Source organism: Halomonas sp. H10-59 (assembly GCF_040070555.1).
GTDB classification, from domain to species: Bacteria; Pseudomonadota; Gammaproteobacteria; order Pseudomonadales; family Halomonadaceae; genus Halomonas; species Halomonas litopenaei.
Map to the genome: position 1 here is coordinate 670,923 of NZ_CP098828.1, position 17,614 is coordinate 688,536.

Below are 17,614 nucleotides of genomic sequence, written 5' to 3' on the forward strand. Positions count from 1 at the left end.
CCACAAGAATGCTTGAGTTCATCACAGGCTCAGCTCCAGATGGATCATCCAGCCGTCGCGTTCCTGGTAGAGGTTGCCCCCCAGGGATTGCTGGTACTCGGTGGAGACGCTCAGCCTGCGGCGAAAGGCGTTGTAGTGATCCTCGTCGTACCACAGCTCCCAGCGCAGTCCGGCGGCGAGTCGTACATCTTCGTCCCAGCCGGTGGTGTCGTGGCTGGTGGCCTGGAGACTGGCGTAGGGCATCAGCGTCTGGGCCGAACGGGTCGGCAGCTTGAAGGTGCGGCCCTGGCGGTAGCGACCAAACAGCTGGACATCGCCACGTTGGGTCCACCAGGCGGCGTCGAGATAGAGCGAGCGCTCATTCCACTGCTCCTGGCTTACGCGCCATTCGCTGCTGTAATCGCCCTGATCCAGAAAGGAGCCGGTGGCCCTCAGCAGCAGATTGTAGTCGGTGTGCTCGTCATCGTTTTTCTGGGACTCGGCGAACATCTCGGCATACAGGTTCAGGTTGTGACGGGCCAACGGCTTGGCCCGCAGTCCCAGGCCCAGGGAGCGTCCTCGCCCGTAGTCGTCACGATCATCGCCGCCGATGATGGCCCTCATGTAGCCGGCCAGCTCCCGTCCCTGGTGGATCGGATCGTGGCCAAGCGCGTGGTCCCATTGAACCACCTGGGTGTTGATATCGTGGCCGCTATCGTCGTCGTTACCGTGGTTCGATGGGTCACTGCGTATCCCCGGCGTCGGGCTGGTTGGCGACCAGCTGCTGGTCAGCGTGATCCGGTCGCGCCGCGTCAGCGTCTCGTGGGTCCTTCGCAGCCGGTAGCGGCGCTCGGCCATGGCCTCGAGGCTGTCCTCGCCCACCGCCAGGTCGAAGGGCTGCAGGTCGATGGCGTCCTCGATGCGCGTCATGGAGCGGGCGTTGTCGCCAATGGTGCTGTAGAGGTTCCCCAGGGTGGCGGCGCTGACGTAGTCCTCTGGATAGGCCGGACGGGCGCGCTCCAGCAGCGCAATGGCCTCTGACCGAGCACCTGCTTCCTCCGTTGTAGCGAGCGTCAGTCCCAGCTCCCGGGCAAGTCTTGGCGAGCCAGGCGAGGCCGCCTGGGCCTGGGTCAGCCAGCGTCGAGAGAGGGTTGGGTTGCCTGCCTGACGGGCCACTTGGCTCGCGCCTTCCAGGGCGGCGGTGTCGGTCTTGGGCTTTCCGCCGGCGGATGCCACTGCGACTCTGGCCAGTGCCATGGCGCCGGCGGCGTCGTGGCGGGCCAGGGCGATGCGCGCGCCGAGCAGCCTCGCCTCAGGGCTGTCGCTATCCTTGGGCCACCAGCGCCAGGCGCCCTCGGTGTCGCCACTTGCCAGGGCACTGCGCGCGCCGGCCAGGCGATCTGTCAGGTCGAGTTCTCCGTCGCTAGTAACGTCGCGTTCGAACGCTCGCCACTGACGCCAGGCGGCGTCGGGGTCGCCGGCGGCAAACAGCGCGAAGGCCAGGCGCTTGCGGGCCTGGATCTCTGGCTGCGTCATTGCAGCGGTCCCCGCGCCAGCTTCTGGCTGGCGCGGGCTGAGCTGTGTGAGCGCCCTCTGAAAATAGGCGGCGGCCTGGGCGGGCCTGTCTTGCGAGCAGATCCCGAGGGCCGCCCAGGGTGGCGTGCTGGCGTCGGCCACGCTGCGAACGACGGTGCAACGATCGTGGCGGGCAAGCTGTTCGAGCAGGTTGGTGCGCTCGGTATCGGCCAGTCGGGGCTGGCGTACCAGCGCCTCCAGCGTCGCGTCGGTGACGCCGGCATTGTCGTCGGCGTAAAGCTGGGCCAGTCGCGCCAGTGAGGTCGCCGATAGCCGCTCGGGGGCAAGCTTGAAGGCTTGCTCCAGCAGTCGCCGGGCCGCCTGGGGCCGCTGTGATGCCAGATACAGATAGCTTGCCTGTTCAAGCGAGCCGGAATCGCCGGTCAGATGATAGTGCTGCTGCCATAGCTCGGCGGCCTCGGGGCGTCCCAGCCGCTGGGTCAACTCGGCGCGCTCGCGCAGGATCGCCGGCGTCTGCGGCTGACGTGTCAGCAGGCGCAGCGCCTTGTCATCCAGCCCGTCGGCGCGATAGCGATCCAGCAGCACCCGATCGCGTCGCTGGTGCCAGGCTCCCGGCAGTTCCGTGGTTTCCAGCAGGTCGAGGGCATCGAGACGATCGGCGAGTATCAGCCAGCTTTGCGGATCTTCCTTTGCGTCGCACTCGGTGAAGGTGCTCAAGGCCTCGGGGTCGCCATGATCGCTGAGCCAGCTCACCAGCGTCAGGCAATCCATGTCCTGGCGGCTGGCCAGTTGGCGTACTCGGTCGGTGTCGCCCACTGCCAGCGAGGTCTGCAGCAGCTTGCGGGAGTCGCTGGCGTCCAGCTGATCCGACTGCTCCAGGGTGGCCAGCCAGCGCTGGGCGATCCCGGGGTAGCCCAGGGCGATGGCGCGATCGGCGCCTGCGCGCAGCACGAAATGGCGGACGTCGCCCTCGGGAAGCCTGGCGATCACGGCATTGATGCCGCGTGCATCATCGGTTTGAATCATGGCGATCGACAGGCGTCGCCAGTCGTCGTCGTTCAGCGCATCTTCCATGGTGTGGGGCACCAGCGCATCGATTACGCCGTTCCAGTCCTGGATCTGCTCGGCCAGGGCGGCACGGTAGCGGTCCCGTGCCAGGGCGTCCTGCCGGGCGGGCACCGTAGCAAGCCATTCCAGCGCTGCCCGGGCGCCGCGGGTTGCGCGCAGATAGTCGGCCTGGGCGCTCCACAGGGCCTCCCGGGCGCTGCCCGACGTTTCGCTGAGCCAAAGCGTCAACTCGCCCTCGCTGGCGTGGCCGTCGGCGATCCAGGCCTGGCGCAGGGCATTGATCTGGACCGCCGCCACGTTGGCGTCCAGCGCCCCCAGCGCCGCCATGGCGCCATCCAGATTGCCCTGCTTCGCCAGTGCCTGGGCCAGCAGGCGATAGGCCTCGACGTTCTCGGGTACCTGACTGATCAGGTGCTCCATCAGCTGCTGGACTTGCGCCCAGTCGCGCTGTTCTGCTGCCCGGTAGGCCTTGTCGAGATAGGGGTAGCTGTGAAACTCCTCGAACTGGCTCAGCCCCCAGGCCGGTGGCTGAGCCAGCAGCGGAGCCAGCGACACGGCGATCAGCAGCGATATCGCCCTGGTCTTCATACCGCCACATCCTCGAGGCTGCGGGCCGCCTGTCGGCGGTGGTCCGCCTGGAGCGCGAGCGCTCGCTCCAGGTCATTCGACGTAATCATCCCGCGCGCGACAAGGAAGTCGCCCAGACGACCCTGTTCAGGATCGAAGTCGATCATCGCCTGGCCGAACAGGGCGGGTGTGATAAGCCCTTGCTCCAGCAACAGTTCTCCGAGAAGGTACTGGCGAGCGCAGTAACCATCGAGGCGTGCGGCGTCGGCGTCTGCATCCAGCTCAAGCAGCCGGTCCCGGTCGACGTCACCAAGCTCTCCCAGGTACCAGTGGCGCAGGCCAAGGGTGACGCGTCCGAGCGGAACCAGACGCTGCTCGACAGGACGCTTGATGCGACGGCCAATGGCGCCGATGGCGACCGGACTCAAGGCGGTCTCGGTGGCGATGATCAGGCTGTCGCCGCTCTCGCCGATGGGCAGCGTGGCGTAGCGCAGGGCGACATGCCGGGGCAGGGCGTCGATCAGCGCGGGCGACAGCACCAGCGGATGGATCTCGACGCTGGCGATGCCCCGCCGTCTGGCTTCAAGCCTGGCCAGCGTCGCCCCGGACACCAGGTCTCGAGCAATCAGCTCTCTGGGTCGCCGACGTGCTCCGACGTCAACACCTATGCGCTCGATATCGCTCGCGGTGACAACGCCATCCTCGATCAACAGGGCTTCGAGAGAGACTTCCACGGCGTCGTCGAGCTGGGGGAAGTCGTGGGTGGTCTTGTCCCAGGCGAAGGTGCGGTGACGCGCCCGGGTGAAGAACAGCTTCCAGGCCCGCACGTTGGCCAGAAAGTTGACCAGATTGCTCCACAGCATGCGTGGAAAGGACAGCAGGCCCTGACGCCAGCCGTAGTAGATCTTGACGAAGTAGAAGCGCTGGAAGGCCCTGTTGACCAGCAGCAGGCCATTGATGGTGAGCAGGGTCTCCAGCAGCCAGCCACCGAGGATCGACTGGAAGTGCCAGGCCTGTGGCGACAGCACGGCGTACAGCCAAAGCCCTGCCAAGATCAGCATCAGCAGGGTGGCGACCAGCGCCAGGGGGTAGGCCACCAGGCCACGACGGTCGCGCCACAGAAAGTAGTTGAGACGCCAGTTGGTGTGACTCCAGCCTAGATGCTGATAACCCTGGAAGACGATACCGGTGATCCAGCGGGACTTCTGCCGGACCACCGCGCCCAGCGCCGTGGGGAAGTGCTCGCGCACACAGATCACCTTGCTGTCACGCTTCGACAGGCCGAGGGCCTGTTCGCGCCGAGGCGACAGCTCGTCGCGCTCGACGCTGTAGCGCACGAAGACACAGGACAGTCCGCTTTCGTGCAGGCGAAAGCCGATATCGTAGTCTTCGGTCAAACTCCAGATGTCGAAGGTGATGCCGTCATTGAGCTCTCTCAAGTGGGCCAGCGCACGACGACTGAAGCAGGTGCCGACCCCGGCGCTGGGCACCTGGCCGCACATGGCCTCGCGAATCAGCACGTCCTTGCCGTGGTACTCGGAGAACTCGTCGATGTAGTGGCCGCCGGAGAGCTGATACCAGCGTGGACGGAAGGGGTAGACCGGGACCTGGATCAGGTCCTTGTCCGGCAGCAGATAGTTGTAGAGCCTAAGCTCCATCGGCGAAATGACGTCTTCGGCGTCATGCAGGATGCAGCCGGCAAACTCGATCCCGGCGGCCTTCTCGAAGCGCGCGATGGCCTCGATGATGTTGTTCAGGCAGTCGGCCTTGCTGGTGGGGCCGGGGCGTACCGTGACCACCTTGTGCACGTTGCTGAAGCTCTGGCAGACCGCGTCCACCTCGGCCTGGGTCTCGGGGTCGTTGGGGTAGGTGCCGACGAAGATCTGATAGTTCTCGTAGTCCATGGTACTGGCCATCAGCTGGGCCATCTGGCCGACCACGCCGACTTCCTGCCAGGCCGGCACCATGACCGCCAGCGGTTTCTCCCGGGCCTGATAGAGACGCTCCTCGTTGGCCCTGGGGTTATCGCGATAGATCGACCAGTAGCGCCAGCTCCGCCGGGTCCAGTAGACCAGGTCGAGAAACAGATCATCGATGCCCATGGCCAGCATCAGCAGGCATAGCCCAATGGCGACGTACTTCAGGGCGAACAGCACATGGATGGTGGCGTCGACCAGCCACAGTGACAGCTCGGGGGATAACTCAGGCATCGCCGGCCTCGAGTGTCTCGACGGCGCGGACAAGCCAATCGTCAAGGTCTTCGATGATCTGCCTGGCGGCGTCGCCACTACCGTAGGGATTGGGGATCGCGGCCATGCGCCGGCGCGCCTTTTCATCGTCGAGCAGGCGCGCCGAGGCGGCCACGATGGCGTCGCTGTCACTGCCGGTGAGGATGACGGTACCGGCGCTCAGGGCATCGCATCGCTCGGTGTGCTCACGCATCACCAGCACCGGCACACCGAGGGCGGGAGCCTCCTCCTGGATGCCGCCGGAATCGGTGAGGATCAGACAGGCGCGGCCCATCAGCCAGACGAAGTCGCGGTAGTCCTGGGGGGGCACCAGCAGCACGTTGGGGATGCCCGCCAGGGCGTGTTCGACGACGTCCTTGATCGCCGGGTTGAGATGGACCGGGTAGACCAGGTCGACGTCGGGGTAGCGAGCGGCGAGTGCGGCGATGGCGGTGCAGATGGTACGGATGCCATCGCCGTGGTTTTCCCTGCGGTGGCCGGTGATCAGCACCAGCCTGGCGTCGTCGCGCAGCGCGGCAAGCGGTGAGGGGGCTGCCGGGCGATAGCCTTGGCGGTCGAGGCGGCTTTTCATCCAGGCCAGGGCGTCGATGACGGTATTGCCGGTCACCAGGATGGAATCCGGCGCCACCTGCTCACACAGCAGATTGTGACGCGCCGACGCGGTGGGGGCGTAGTGGCGCTGGGCGATACGCGCCACCATGCTGCGGTACGCCTCCTCCGGCCAGGGCGACGCGATATTGCCGGTGCGCAGCCCAGCTTCCACGTGAGCTACCGGGACCCGCCGGTGGAAGGCCGCGAGGCTCGCGGCAAAGCAGGTAGCGGTATCACCATGGACCATCACCAGGTCGGGGGCCACCCGTGACATGTCCTGGTCGAGTGCCTGGATCATGGCCTGCATCAGACCGTTGAGGGTCTGCGCTGGTCTCATCACCGCCAGATTGCTGTCCGGCGTGAGGTCGAACAGCGACAGGGCCTGGAACAGCATCTCGTCGTGCTGGCCGCTGGCACACAGATGCAGTGACAGTGCCGGGAATGCCTGTATGGCCTGGGCGACCGGGGCCATCTTGATCGCCTCGGGACGGGTTCCAACAACGAGCATGACGACAGGCATGAGACGTCCCATGGGAGCGGAGTAAAGTATTCTTTGATTATCTCAGCATACTTCGGTGCGAACTGGGCGCCATCGCAGTGATCTAGGTCAACAAAAGGATATTTTTTGCCGAAAGCGGCGAGAGGGCGACACCTCGTAAGGGAGAGGGGGAGCGACTCTTGGGAGAGAGGGTGGCGGCGAGCGTGGAGAGAGGGTGGCGGCGAGCGTGGAGAGAGGGTGGCGGCGAGCGTGGAGAGAGAGCAGCGGCGGGAATCGAATCCCGGGACGACCCAGCCAGCCAGTCAGCCGGTTTTGCAATGGACAAGGAAGTCGAGCACCTTGTGCTCGCTCATCTCGCAAGGCTTCAGCTGCCACCCACGAGCGGTCAGGTAGCCATTGAGACTGACCATATCGTTGCCGCCCAACTCCCGCGCGAACACCTTGAGCGAGCGCCCTCGGTTGAAGGTGCGTCGGGTCATGGCGTAGCGGCGTCCCCGGTAGTGCACCTCGCTGTACCCCTCGGGCACACCTTCGAGTAAGAGCGCCAGGTCGTCGGGCGTCAGCTTGTCGGCTGTCAGATCGTCAGCGGCGGGATCTGAAGCCGGCTGCGGCCTGGCATCGGGCAAGTCTGGATGGGCCTTTGATGCTGCCGGCTTTCCAGTGGATGCTTGCGACATGGCATAGACCTCCAGGGCAATTGCTGCGGCGGCGAAGGGGCCGAGCGGTTATGCTGAGTCTACCCAAGTTTTCCCAGGCCAAGGAGGGATGCCCTGTGGCTGGAAGTAGTCTGTTAACCCTGATCGACGACATCGCCACCCTGCTCGATGATGTCTCGGTGATGACCAAGGTGGCGGCCAAGAAGACCGCCGGTGTTCTCGGCGACGATCTGGCGCTCAACGCCCAGCAGGTCACCGGCGTGGCGGCGGATCGCGAGCTGCCGGTGGTGTGGGCGGTGGCCAAGGGGGCGCTGTTCAACAAGTGTTTCCTGATTCCCGGCGCGCTGTTGATCAGCGCCTTTGTGCCCTGGCTGGTGACGGTACTGCTGATGCTTGGCGGGGCCTTTCTGTGCTTCGAGGGCGCCGAAAAGCTGGCCCACAAGTTCCTGCACAAGGAAGACGCCGAGCAGGAGCGCCAGGCGCGACTGGCGGCGCTGGCCGACGGCGAAACCGACATGAAGGCCTTTGAACGCGACAAGATCAAGGGCGCCATCCGCACCGACTTCATTCTCTCGGCGGAGATCATCGTCATCGCGCTGGGCACCGTCAGCGCCGCCCCCCTGAGCCAGCAGATCGCGGTGCTGGTGGCCATCGGCCTGCTGATCACCGTGGGCGTCTACGGCCTGGTGGCGGGGCTGGTCAAGCTCGACGACCTCGGACTCTACCTGACTCAGAAGGACGGCGGCCTAGCGCAGGCGCTGGGACGGGGGCTGCTCAAGGGCGCACCGCTATTGATGAAGGGGTTGTCGATCTTTGGCACCCTGGCGATGTTCCTGGTCGGCGGCGGCATTCTTGCCCACGGCATCCCGGTGGTCGGGCACTGGATCGAGGGGCTGGCCGAGACCGAGGTAGCCCTTCCCGGCCTCGACGCCATCATGCACGGGCTGGTGCCAATGTTGGGGAACGGCCTGTTCGGCCTGGCCGTGGGTGCTGCCCTGGTGGCCGTCTGGACCGGCGTCCAGCGGCTTCGGGGCAAGGGCCACTGAATGCCAATGCTGGTCGATCATGCTTCGTTCGTCCTGGCCGTGGGTGCGGCTCTGGTCGCTGTGTGGACCGGCGTCCAGCGGCTTCGGGGCAAGGGCCACTGATCGCGGATAGGTAGACAGGGGCGGAGCGTGCTCCTGGCATCAAGCAAGAAGGGCGACCCGAGGGTCGCCCTTCTTGCTTGATAGCCGATGGCCCTTTCCTGTCTTTACTGATGTGGGGCCTAGCCGGTAGCGCGTCGGCGTGCCGCGACCAGGGTACGCAGGGCGTCCACCGTCAGGAATATCACCAGGCTTACCCCCATTACCGGCATCGCCAGTCCCAGCAGCAGCGCCACCAGCGAAATGAGCGCCAGCACCGACAGCGGCAATTCCAGCAGGGCCTGCCACAGCGTCTGGCTGTCGCGGGTCAGGGCACGGCGGCGCCACCACATGGCGTAGCCCCAGCCGACCATGGTCATGATGCCGATGCCGAGGGAAGCCAGCAGCAGTTGGTTGGGCAGGCCGAAGAGGATACCCATATGGCCGTCGATGCCCCAGCGGGTGAGCTTGGCCGCAGGCGGGTAGTCGTTGAAGCTCACCTGATCCAGCACCTGGAAGCTTTGCGGATGGATCGCCACCTCGTCCACCTGGGACGGCCAGCTACGGTCGATCTCGCGCACCTTCCAGGCCTGATTGTCGCCGGGCACCAGCAGCTCGATCTTGCCGGCGTCGAGGCCTGCCTCACGGGCCTGGCGTTCGACCGCGTCGAAGGCCTCAAGCGACCCCGATACGGTCGGGTGAGCGCCGGGCATGGCGTGGTCGGCGTGTGCGTCGTAGGCGACGTTGTGGGCCTGAAGCGACTGGGACACCCGAGGCGTCCCCCAGCCCGCGGCCTTGAGCATGGTGAAGAAGTTGTCGCCGGCGTACTTCGACCAGGTCATGCCGGTGGCCGACAGGGCCAGCAGGCCGACCAGCAGGAACAGCCCCAGCAGACTGTGGCGTCGGCGGGTGCGCAAGCGACGGGCGGTGCGGGTCTGCTTGCCGGGCTGCACTCGGGGCGAGGGGGTGACCGCCCAGATGGCCAGTCCGCCGAGGGCGGCGAGCCACATCCAGGAAGCGGCCAACTCGCTGTAGAGGCGGCCGGGATCGCTCTGCATCAGGCTGCGGTGGATCTGGTCGATGATCCGGCGTAGCGGCAGTACCCCACTGGTACCGTAGACAGTCATGTCGCCACGGATTTCGAGGCTTTGCGGGTCGACAAAGATGGCCCGGTGTTCGCCGGCATCAAGGCTTGGGTCTGCGAACATCACCCGGGTGGTGGCGCCGGGTTCGGGGGCCGGGCGCACGGCGCTGGGCAGGGCGGAATCATCGAGATAGTCCTGGGCCGCTGCAATCTGGCGTGACAATGGCCGGGCCAAGGTCGCGGAAGCGCTGTCCGAGCCGGTGGTCAGCGCGTCCCGGTACAGTGCCTGCTCCAGTGCCGGGGTCAGCGCATAGAGCGTGCCGGTGAGGGCGGCGAAGAAGATGAAGGGGCCGACCAGCAGGCCGATATAGAAGTGCAGTCGTATCACCAGCGTCTTCAGCGCCGGCGCAACGGGTTTCGCGTGCGTCGTCATGGTCATTCTCTTGAAGGCGGAGTTGCCGACGGCGATGCCGTTCGGTGGCTCTGGAGGCGGTGGCCTCGATGGATCACGACAATGACGCGGGAGGGGCGCGGGGAGTCGGACGCTGGAAGCGCCCGCTGACAACGGGGGGAATGCCTGCAGCACAACGTGCCGGCGGGGCCCGCGGCGCCAGGCTAACCAATACCAGCAACAGCAGGGCCAGCCACGGCACCTGGGCAAACAGTACGCAGTAGCCACAGGCGGCCAGGTGATGATGCCCGGCGTCACCGACCGCCCCCTCGGCGGCAGGCTCGGACGTGCCGTGCCCCTCGACCTTGCCGACCGCCCCCTCGGCGGCAGGCTCAAACGTGCCGTGCCCCTCGACCTTGCCGACCGCCCCCTCGGCGGCAGGCTCAAACGTGCCGTGCCCCTCGACCTTGCCGACCGCCCCCTCGGCGGAAGGCTCAAACGTGCCGTGCCCCTCTACTTCCGCGGCGCTCGGCGTGGGATCATGCTGGGCATGGCCTTGTCCGGTGCCTTGAGCCAGGCCTTGGTGGTGACCATGTCCATGGTGGTGTTGTCGACCGGCCTCGTCCTCCATCGCCAGGCGCTGGACCTGGCTGATCAGTGGGCCCACGAAGAGCATCAGCATGGCCAGCACCGCCAGCAGGCAGACCCGGCGCTGACGGCGGGGTCGGGAGCTCAAGAGACGAGCGGCTGAGGGCATGAAAGAGGCAACCTTGGCGATCGGGAATATGCAGACGGGCCACTATAGTGCAGCGCCTGGCGTTTGCCCACGGTGGAGGCATGCTCTTCCGAGGGACCTGTGCCGGCGGCAATGGGGGCACACGGGTCGATACCACCAGCCAGGGATCTATCGATGAGTGACGGCTACAAAGAGGGCGAAGGGACCGGTGACAGGATCGGCGGCGGGATCGATGAAGCAAGCGGTGAAGGCCTGCAACCGCATCCTGGGCCGGACCGAGAGGCGCCATCGCTTGGCAGCCAACGGCTGGATCGGCCGCTCCATGGGCCGTTGAACCAGTCTCGATGTCAGCCGTTGTCGCTGGGCTATCAGGCGCTGCTGGAGGAGGGACATCTGGTTGCCGATGCCGCCCAGGCTCGGGCGGTCGAGGCGCTGGACGCCTTGCAGCAGGAGCTCGCTGGCGGCGTGACGAGCCGGGGCCTGTACCTCTGGGGGCCGGTGGGTCGTGGCAAGACCTGGCTGATGGATCTGTTCGTCGATTGCAGTCCGGTGACGGTGCGTCGTTGGCACTTTCATCACTTCATGCGCTGGGTGCACCAGCGTCAGTTTTACTGGCGGGGACAGCCCGACCCGCTGGCAAGGCTCGCCGAGGAGCTTTCCGCCGAGGTCGGGGTGCTGTGTCTGGATGAAGTCTTCGTCGAGGACATCGCCGACGCCATGCTGCTGGGCGGGCTGATGCAGCAGCTGTTCGCCAGACGCCTGACGCTGGTGGCCACCTCGAACCAGCCGCCGGCCGAGCTCTATCGCGATGGCTTCAATCGCGAGCGTTTCCTGCCGGCCATCGCCGCGATGCAGGCCCATCTTCAGGTGCTCGAACTGGATGGCGGTCAGGATCATCGCCGCCATCCCGGCGACGTTCACCAGCGCTATTTTGTGCGTAGGGCCGGCGACCCCGGCATCCTGTCCGAGCAGTTTGTTCGGCTGAGCGGCAGGGCGGCGACGCCCCGAACATTGGCGCTTGGCGGCCGCAAGCTGGAGGCCAGAGGCCTCGAAGGCCAGGTACTGTGGTGCGACTTCGCTGCCCTTTGCGAGGCGCCGCTGGCGGCGCTCGACTTTATCGCGCTATGTGATCGCTTCGATACGCTGTTGCTGGGGGAGGTGCCGTGCCTGGCTTCCAGGCCTGATGAGGATGACAGCGACGGCAGAGCCGCGCCGGATCGGCAACCGGGCGCCCCGCGTCCCATCGCTCGTGGCACAGAAGACGCCAGTGAGCGGGTGGCCGCCGGTGATCGCGTACTGCCGCCGCTGGGGGCCAGGGACGACAGCGTGCGTCGCTTTATTGCCCTGGTCGACGAATGCTACGACCGTCGGGTACCGCTGGTGATCGAGGCGTCGGTGGCGATGGAGGAGCTTTATCCCGATGGCTATCTGGCGTTTGCCTTCCGGCGCACCCTGAGCCGGCTTGGCGAAATGCAGCTGGCGCGCTTCGGGCAGCGCCGGTTGCCTTGATCCTTGCGGCGTCAGCCTGGGCGAGGCCGCGATCGGCAGGCGCCGTCGAAAAGTGTCGGCAGGGACAATAACGCTCACAAGTGAACGGCAATAGACGGAAGTGGACAGCAATGGACGAAAATCGACAGATGAACGGGATCACCATCGAGCGCTTGAGCGCCGCTTCGCAACAGCTTGACCAGGTCGCCGACTGGACCTTTGGCGCCTGGGGGCACCTGCATCCGGAGGCCGACATCGCCGGCTGGCGCCAGGCGGTGGCTCAGATGTGCGGTCCGGCCGGGGTGCCCTCGGTGTTCGTGGCGATGAAGGAGGGGCAGGCCCTGGGCACGGCGAGCCTGTCGCCGGATGACATGAGTATTCGCCGGGAACTGTCACCGTGGCTCGCCTCGGTCTACGTGCCACCCGAACAACGCGGTCAGGGACTCGCCTCCGCGCTGGTAAGGCGGGTAGAGCAGGAGGCTCGCGACCACGGCATCGAATGGCTTCACCTCTACACGCCGGATCAGCAGTCACTGTATCGCCGGCTGGGGTGGGAGGAGCTCGAAGAGCTCGACTATCTGGGTGAGCGGGTCACCATCATGCGGCGGCTGATTGATGGGTGAAGTGAAAAGGTTGGTCGGAGGATGGACTGTGCTCAAACAGTCTTTTGCGGAAGTTATCTGATTGAATTTTTTATAAAAAACGAAGGTGTGTGGTGGGGTGGGCTAGCCGCTGGGTTTGCCGCAGGCTAGCCTTCGTCAGGAGTATGCCATCTACCTTTATGAGATCGACTGACCCGGAGATCATGCCATGGACAAGCACACCATCGAAGGCAAGTGGAAGGAACTGAGCGGTGCCGCCAAGGAAAAGTGGGGAGAACTCACCGACGACGAGATTCAGCAGGCCGAAGGCAACAAGGAAAAGCTGATCGGCATCATCCAGCAGAAGTTTGGCCTGGCCAGAGAAGAAGTGGAGAAGGAGTTCGACAAGCTCAAGGGTCGGCTCGATCAGTAGCGGCGAGTGCCGCGGGCTCTGTCGCCCGTGCGGGCAGGCAGCGTCTTGTACCAGCGGGGAGTCATCGTGACTCCCCGTTGTTCGTTGTGGGTCAGGTCTGGTGTCCTCAGGTGCTCTCACCTTCCAGCAGGGCGAAGCCGACGTCGATCTGGCGTTCGGGGTCACGGCCCTCCAGACGGTCGATGATCTGCGAGGCGGCGAGCCGGCCGATGGCCTCGCGGGGGGAGGAGATGGTGGTCAGACGCGGCATCAGCGAGCGGCCGAAGGGCAGCCCGGTAAACCCGGCGATGGCGATGTCGTCGGGCACTCGCAGGCCCTGGCGCTGTGCGCCCAGCAGGGCGCCGCTGGCCATCACATCGTCGACGAAGTGGATCGCCTCGACGCCCGGGTGGTGGCGACGGACCTCGTCCAGCGCCGTGGCGCCGAGGTCGAAGTGGCTGTCCTGGTGCCACTCCATCAGCGGGGCCGCAAGTCCGGCCTTCTCGAGCCTGGTGCGGTGGCCGGCGTAGCGCTGGGCGGCGCGATAGTTGGACTCGAGCCGGGTGCCGGCGAAGACGATATGACGGTAGCCCCGAGCGATCAGATGATCGGCCATGGCGGCGCCTGCCTTTTCGTGGTCCATGCCGACGTTCATGTCCAGCGCCGGGCCCAGTTCCATGATTTCCACCAGCGGTCGAGGAAAACGTTCCAGCAGCGCGCTTAGCCCCGGCTGGTGGCGCAGGCCGGTGGTCACCAGGGCGGTGGGGGACCAGCCGAGAAAGGTGCGGATCAGCTCTTCTTCGCGCTGCATGCTGTAGTCGGTGTTGCCCAGCAGCATCTGGTAGCCGTGCTGGTCGAACTGTGCCTGCAGCCCCTGGATGACCTCGACGAACACCACATTGGACAGCGACGGCACGATCACCGGGATGAAGCGCGAGCTGGCCGAGGCCAGGCTACCGGCCACCATATTGGGCACATAGCCAACCTTGGCGATCGCCGCTTCCACCTTGTTGCGGGTGGTCTCGCGTACGCTGTCCGGGCGGTGAATCGCCCGAGACACGGTGATCGAGGAAACTCCAGCCTCACGGGCGACGTCGTCAAGCGTCGGGTTGTCCAGGCCCTTGCGGCGGCGGCGATCACCGCCCTGGGTCTCGTTCATCGGACTCTCCTTGATCGATGGCATCAGAGGGACGCCTGCCTTCCATGGTATGCCGAATGGGGCGCGCTGGCTCGCTCGTTCCCAGGCTGTCCCTGCGTCGCAGGTCAGTGGGGACATGGCCCAGCGCCTCGGCCTCGAGCGGCTGATGCCGAGCGCTTCATGCAGGGCAGCTTGGATCAAGCGCTGCACGCCTCGGGGCACCCATGGTCCCGACACCGGGATCACGGCGGTAGTTAGACATTGGTCGATGCCTATCGCTTTCGTGCTTGTGCAACAAGGGACTCTGGACTAAAAATGTTAGCGCTAACATTTTACAGGGCAGCAGCGGTGATCTTCACCCATCATCGCCGACCGGATTCCCTATCGTCCTGTTATCGGTATTGGTCGCTGGCCTTCGGTGTGCCGGGGACAGATACCGCCTCCCTGCTCCTTCCGCAGATGAAGTCGAAGCAGGCCATACTCTTGTTTGTCGGCCCTGACGGCCTCGTTACCGGAGAGCAGCATGAGCGAATCATCCACGACATCCGCCGGATCCCCTGTCTGTGGCGTGGTGGGACTTGGCGCCATGGGCATGGGTATCGCCCGAAGCCTTCTGCGTGGCGGCCTTGAGGTGATCGGTTGCGACGTTTCCAGCGCCTCCCGTCAGGCCTTCGAGGAAGCCGGTGGCGAGGCGGTGGCGTCGGCCCGTGAGCTGGCGCCGCGCTGTGACGTGGTGCTGCTGGTGGTCGTCAACGCCGATCAGGTCGAGGCGGTGCTGTTTGGAGAAGATGGCCTGGCAGCGACGCTTGCGTCGGGCAGCCTGGTGATCCAGTGCGCCACCGTGGCGCCGAGTTTCGCCGAATCCCTGGGACGCCGACTGGCAGAGGCTGGGCTGATGATGCTCGATGCCCCGATCAGCGGCGGGGCGGCCAAGGCGGCCAGCGGAGAGCTGTCGGTGATGGCCTCCGGGAGTGCCGAGGCCTTCGCCCTGGCCGAGGCACCGCTTGGTGCCATGGCGGCCACGGTCCACCGGCTGGGCGACGCGCCGGGGCCTGGCTCCAGCGTCAAGCTGGTCAATCAGCACCTGGCCGGGGTGCATATCGCCGCCGCCGCCGAGGCCATGGCGCTGGGACTGAAGATGGGCATCGACGGTCGCGCGCTGTACCGGGTGATTACCCAGTCGGCGGGCAATTCGTGGATGTTCGAGAACCGGGTGCCGCACATTCTGGACGGCGACTATCATCCGCTGTCGGCCGTGGACATCTTCGTCAAGGACCTCAACATCGTCCACGACACCGGCCGCGAACTGCGCCTGTCGATGCCAGTGGCGGCCAGCGCCCTGCAGCAGTTTACCGCCGCCAGCGGCATGGGGCTGGGACGCGAGGACGACGCCGCGGTGGTCAAGGTCTACGCCGCCACCGCAGGGATCGCACTGCCCGCGGCCAATGACGACGACGCCGGATAAGGCCGCGTCGCGGCTGTGTTCCTCCCCTTTATTCACCGTATTTGACGAGGACTGAACATGACTCTGGTACTCGGCGCCATCGCCGATGATTTCACCGGCGCCACCGACCTGGCCAACAATCTGGTGCGCTCCGGCATGCGCACCGTGCAGATGCTCGGTGTGCCCACCGGCAAGCCGCTTCCGGAAGGTGTCGACGCCGTGGTCGTCGCGCTCAAGTCGCGTACCTGCCCGGTGGAGGAGGCGCTGGCCGACAGCCTGGCGGCGCTGGACTGGCTGACCGAACAGGGCGCACGCCAGGTCTTCTTCAAGTACTGCTCGACGTTTGATTCCACCGCAGACGGCAATATCGGGCCAGTAGCCGATGCTCTGCTCGAGCGCCTTGGCGGCGATCAGACGGTGATGGTGCCGGCCTTTCCGACCACCGGACGCACGGTCTATCAGGGTCACCTGTTCGTCGGCGATCGTCTGCTCAACGACAGCGGCATGCAGGATCACCCGCTCAATCCGATGACCGACGCCGATCTGGTGCGGGTGCTGGGCGCGCAGACCTCGCATGCGGTGGGGCTTCTGTCTCACTCGGTGATCCGCCAGGGCGCAGAGGCCTGTGCCAGCCACCTCGAACGCCTGGGAGGTGACAAGGTCCGCCACGTCATCTGTGACACCCTGGATGACGCCGACCTTGAGGTGCTGGCTGCGGCCTGCGTCGAGCTACCCCTGGTCACCGGCGGCTCGGGCCTTGGCCAGGCGCTGCCCGCCGAGTATCGGCGCAAGGGCTGGCTTGAGGCGGTCGACGACGCGGCTCGGCTGGCCTCGGTCCAGGGGCAGGCCCTGGTGCTTTCCGGTAGCTGCTCGCGGGCTACCCTGGCCCAGGTCGAGCACTTCCTCGAGCGCCATCCGGGGATCGCCCTGGACCCGCTGGCGCTGGCCGAGGGTGACGCGCCCATCGCTGAAGCGCTGGACTTCGTGCGTCGCCACTATCAGGACTCGCCAGACGAGCCGGTGCTGGTCTACGCCTCGGCTGCACCCGAGCGGGTCAAGGCCGCCCAGCAGCGCCTGGGCGTGGCCAAGGCGGGCGAGCTGGTCGAGCGGGCCCTGGCGACCCTGGCCGCCACTCTGGTGGACGAAGGTGTCGGCAGGTTGCTGGTGGCCGGCGGCGAGACCTCCGGTGCGGTGGTCTCGGCGCTGTCGCTGGACCAGTTGCATATCGGCGGGCAGATCGATGCCGGGGTGCCCTGGACCCAGGCCCGCGTCGGCGGGTCGACCCTGTCGCTGGCGCTCAAGTCCGGCAACTTCGGCGGCGTCGATATCTTCAGCCGCGGCTTTCAGGTGCTCAAGGAGATGAGCCAATGAGTGCACGTGACGTCAATCGTCTGCGCGAGCAGATCGCGACCTACGGCAAGTCATTGTTCGACCGCGGCCTGACCATGGGCTCCAGCGGTAATATCAGTGTGCGTCTGGACGACGGCGGCTGGTTGATGACCCCGACCAACGCCTGCCTGGGACGACTCGATCCGGCCAGCATCTCGACGTTGTCGGCGACTGGGGAATGGCTCGATGGCGACAAGCCGACCAAGGAAAGTTTCCTGCATATGGCGATGTACGCCGAGCGGCCCCAGTCCGAGGCCATCGTCCATCTGCACTCGACCCACTCGGTGGCGGTATCCTGCCTGCCGGATGTGGACCACCACGACTGCATTCCGCCGCTGACCGCCTACTACGTGATGCGCGTCGGCCGCCTGCCGCTGGTGCCCTACCACGTGCCGGGGGACCCCAGCCTCGGCGACGCGGTACGTGGGCTCGCCGGCAAGCACAGCGCGGTGCTGCTGGCCAACCACGGCCCGGTGGTGGCGGGCAAGTCGCTGGAGGCAGCGGTCTACGCCACCGAAGAGCTCGAGGAGACCGCCAAGCTGTTCCTGCTGCTGCGCGGCCAGAATCCTCGAGGGTTGACGCCAGAACAGGTAGAGGAACTCGAAGCACGCTTCCCCCGCGACTGACCCGGGGCTATTGGCGTCGGCAATGCCTCGATACTGGGCCCCCGACGCGAGGCCCG

The 17,614-nt window shown here is 66.0% G+C and carries 14 protein-coding genes; 7 read left to right on the forward strand and 7 right to left on the reverse strand.

Translation table 11 applies throughout. From position 1 onward, the window contains the following. Positions 1–21 precede the first annotated feature (21 nt). From NFG57_RS03095 to NFG57_RS03110, 4 genes are all read right to left on the reverse strand, one after another. The gene (locus NFG57_RS03095) at positions 22–3,171 is read right to left on the reverse strand and encodes a tetratricopeptide repeat protein (RefSeq protein ID WP_348815330.1); all 3,150 of its coding nucleotides are present in this window, start codon (positions 3,169–3,171) and stop codon (positions 22–24) included. Then, the gene (locus NFG57_RS03100) at positions 3,168–5,360 is read right to left on the reverse strand and encodes a glycosyl transferase family protein (protein WP_348815332.1); all 2,193 of its coding nucleotides are present in this window, start codon (positions 5,358–5,360) and stop codon (positions 3,168–3,170) included. The genes NFG57_RS03095 and NFG57_RS03100 overlap by 4 nt, the downstream gene beginning before the upstream one ends. Beyond that, complete coding sequence (gene wecB / locus NFG57_RS03105; RefSeq protein WP_348815333.1) at positions 5,353–6,510, reverse strand: UDP-N-acetylglucosamine 2-epimerase (non-hydrolyzing); 1,158 nt, start codon at positions 6,508–6,510, stop codon at positions 5,353–5,355. Before wecB ends, NFG57_RS03100 begins: the two co-directional genes overlap by 8 nt. Positions 6,511–6,791: 281 nt before the next feature. Further along, positions 6,792–7,166: a hypothetical protein gene (locus NFG57_RS03110; RefSeq protein ID WP_260425278.1), complete on the reverse strand. Its 375-nt coding sequence runs from the start codon at positions 7,164–7,166 to the stop codon at positions 6,792–6,794. Between the two features lie 95 nt (positions 7,167–7,261). Between NFG57_RS03110 and NFG57_RS03115 the strand changes: the two genes are divergently transcribed. Next, on the forward strand, positions 7,262–8,191 hold the full coding sequence (locus NFG57_RS03115) for a DUF808 domain-containing protein (protein WP_348815334.1): 930 nt from the start codon (positions 7,262–7,264) through the stop codon (positions 8,189–8,191). 221 nt (positions 8,192–8,412) lie between these two features. Here the strand turns inward: NFG57_RS03115 and NFG57_RS03120 are convergent, their stop codons facing one another. Both NFG57_RS03120 and NFG57_RS03125 read right to left on the reverse strand, forming a co-directional pair. Then, the gene (locus NFG57_RS03120) at positions 8,413–9,786 is read right to left on the reverse strand and encodes a PepSY domain-containing protein (RefSeq protein ID WP_348815335.1); all 1,374 of its coding nucleotides are present in this window, start codon (positions 9,784–9,786) and stop codon (positions 8,413–8,415) included. Between the two features lie 73 nt (positions 9,787–9,859). After that, a complete protein-coding gene (locus NFG57_RS03125; protein ID WP_348815336.1) occupies positions 9,860–10,501 on the reverse strand; it encodes a DUF2946 family protein in 642 nt (213 codons plus the stop codon). Between the two features lie 153 nt (positions 10,502–10,654). Between NFG57_RS03125 and zapE the strand changes: the two genes are divergently transcribed. From zapE to NFG57_RS03140, 3 genes are all read left to right on the forward strand, one after another. After that, positions 10,655–11,989, forward strand: a complete 1,335-nt coding sequence (gene zapE / locus NFG57_RS03130) for a cell division protein ZapE (RefSeq protein WP_213228163.1) — start codon at positions 10,655–10,657, stop codon at positions 11,987–11,989. 110 nt (positions 11,990–12,099) lie between these two features. Beyond that, positions 12,100–12,591, forward strand: coding sequence for a GNAT family N-acetyltransferase (locus NFG57_RS03135; RefSeq protein ID WP_249742799.1), 492 nt, complete (start codon positions 12,100–12,102; stop codon positions 12,589–12,591). 187 nt (positions 12,592–12,778) lie between these two features. Then, positions 12,779–12,982, forward strand: coding sequence for a CsbD family protein (locus NFG57_RS03140; protein ID WP_045990910.1), 204 nt, complete (start codon positions 12,779–12,781; stop codon positions 12,980–12,982). Positions 12,983–13,088: 106 nt separating this feature from the next. Here the strand turns inward: NFG57_RS03140 and NFG57_RS03145 are convergent, their stop codons facing one another. Then, positions 13,089–14,120 (reverse strand): LacI family DNA-binding transcriptional regulator, encoded by a 1,032-nt coding sequence (locus NFG57_RS03145; protein WP_108131284.1) that lies wholly within the window; start codon positions 14,118–14,120, stop codon positions 13,089–13,091. Between the two features lie 502 nt (positions 14,121–14,622). Between NFG57_RS03145 and ltnD the strand changes: the two genes are divergently transcribed. The 3 genes from ltnD to otnC are packed head-to-tail and all read left to right on the forward strand — an operon-like array spanning position 14,623 to position 17,558. Continuing rightward, positions 14,623–15,564 (forward strand): L-threonate dehydrogenase, encoded by a 942-nt coding sequence (ltnD, locus tag NFG57_RS03150; protein ID WP_045990913.1) that lies wholly within the window; start codon positions 14,623–14,625, stop codon positions 15,562–15,564. 57 nt (positions 15,565–15,621) lie between these two features. Next, positions 15,622–16,914, forward strand: coding sequence for a 3-oxo-tetronate kinase (otnK, locus tag NFG57_RS03155; protein WP_348815339.1), 1,293 nt, complete (start codon positions 15,622–15,624; stop codon positions 16,912–16,914). Beyond that, complete coding sequence (gene otnC, locus NFG57_RS03160; RefSeq protein WP_045990915.1) at positions 16,911–17,558, forward strand: 3-oxo-tetronate 4-phosphate decarboxylase; 648 nt, start codon at positions 16,911–16,913, stop codon at positions 17,556–17,558. The genes otnK and otnC overlap by 4 nt, the downstream gene beginning before the upstream one ends. Positions 17,559–17,614 lie beyond the last annotated feature (56 nt).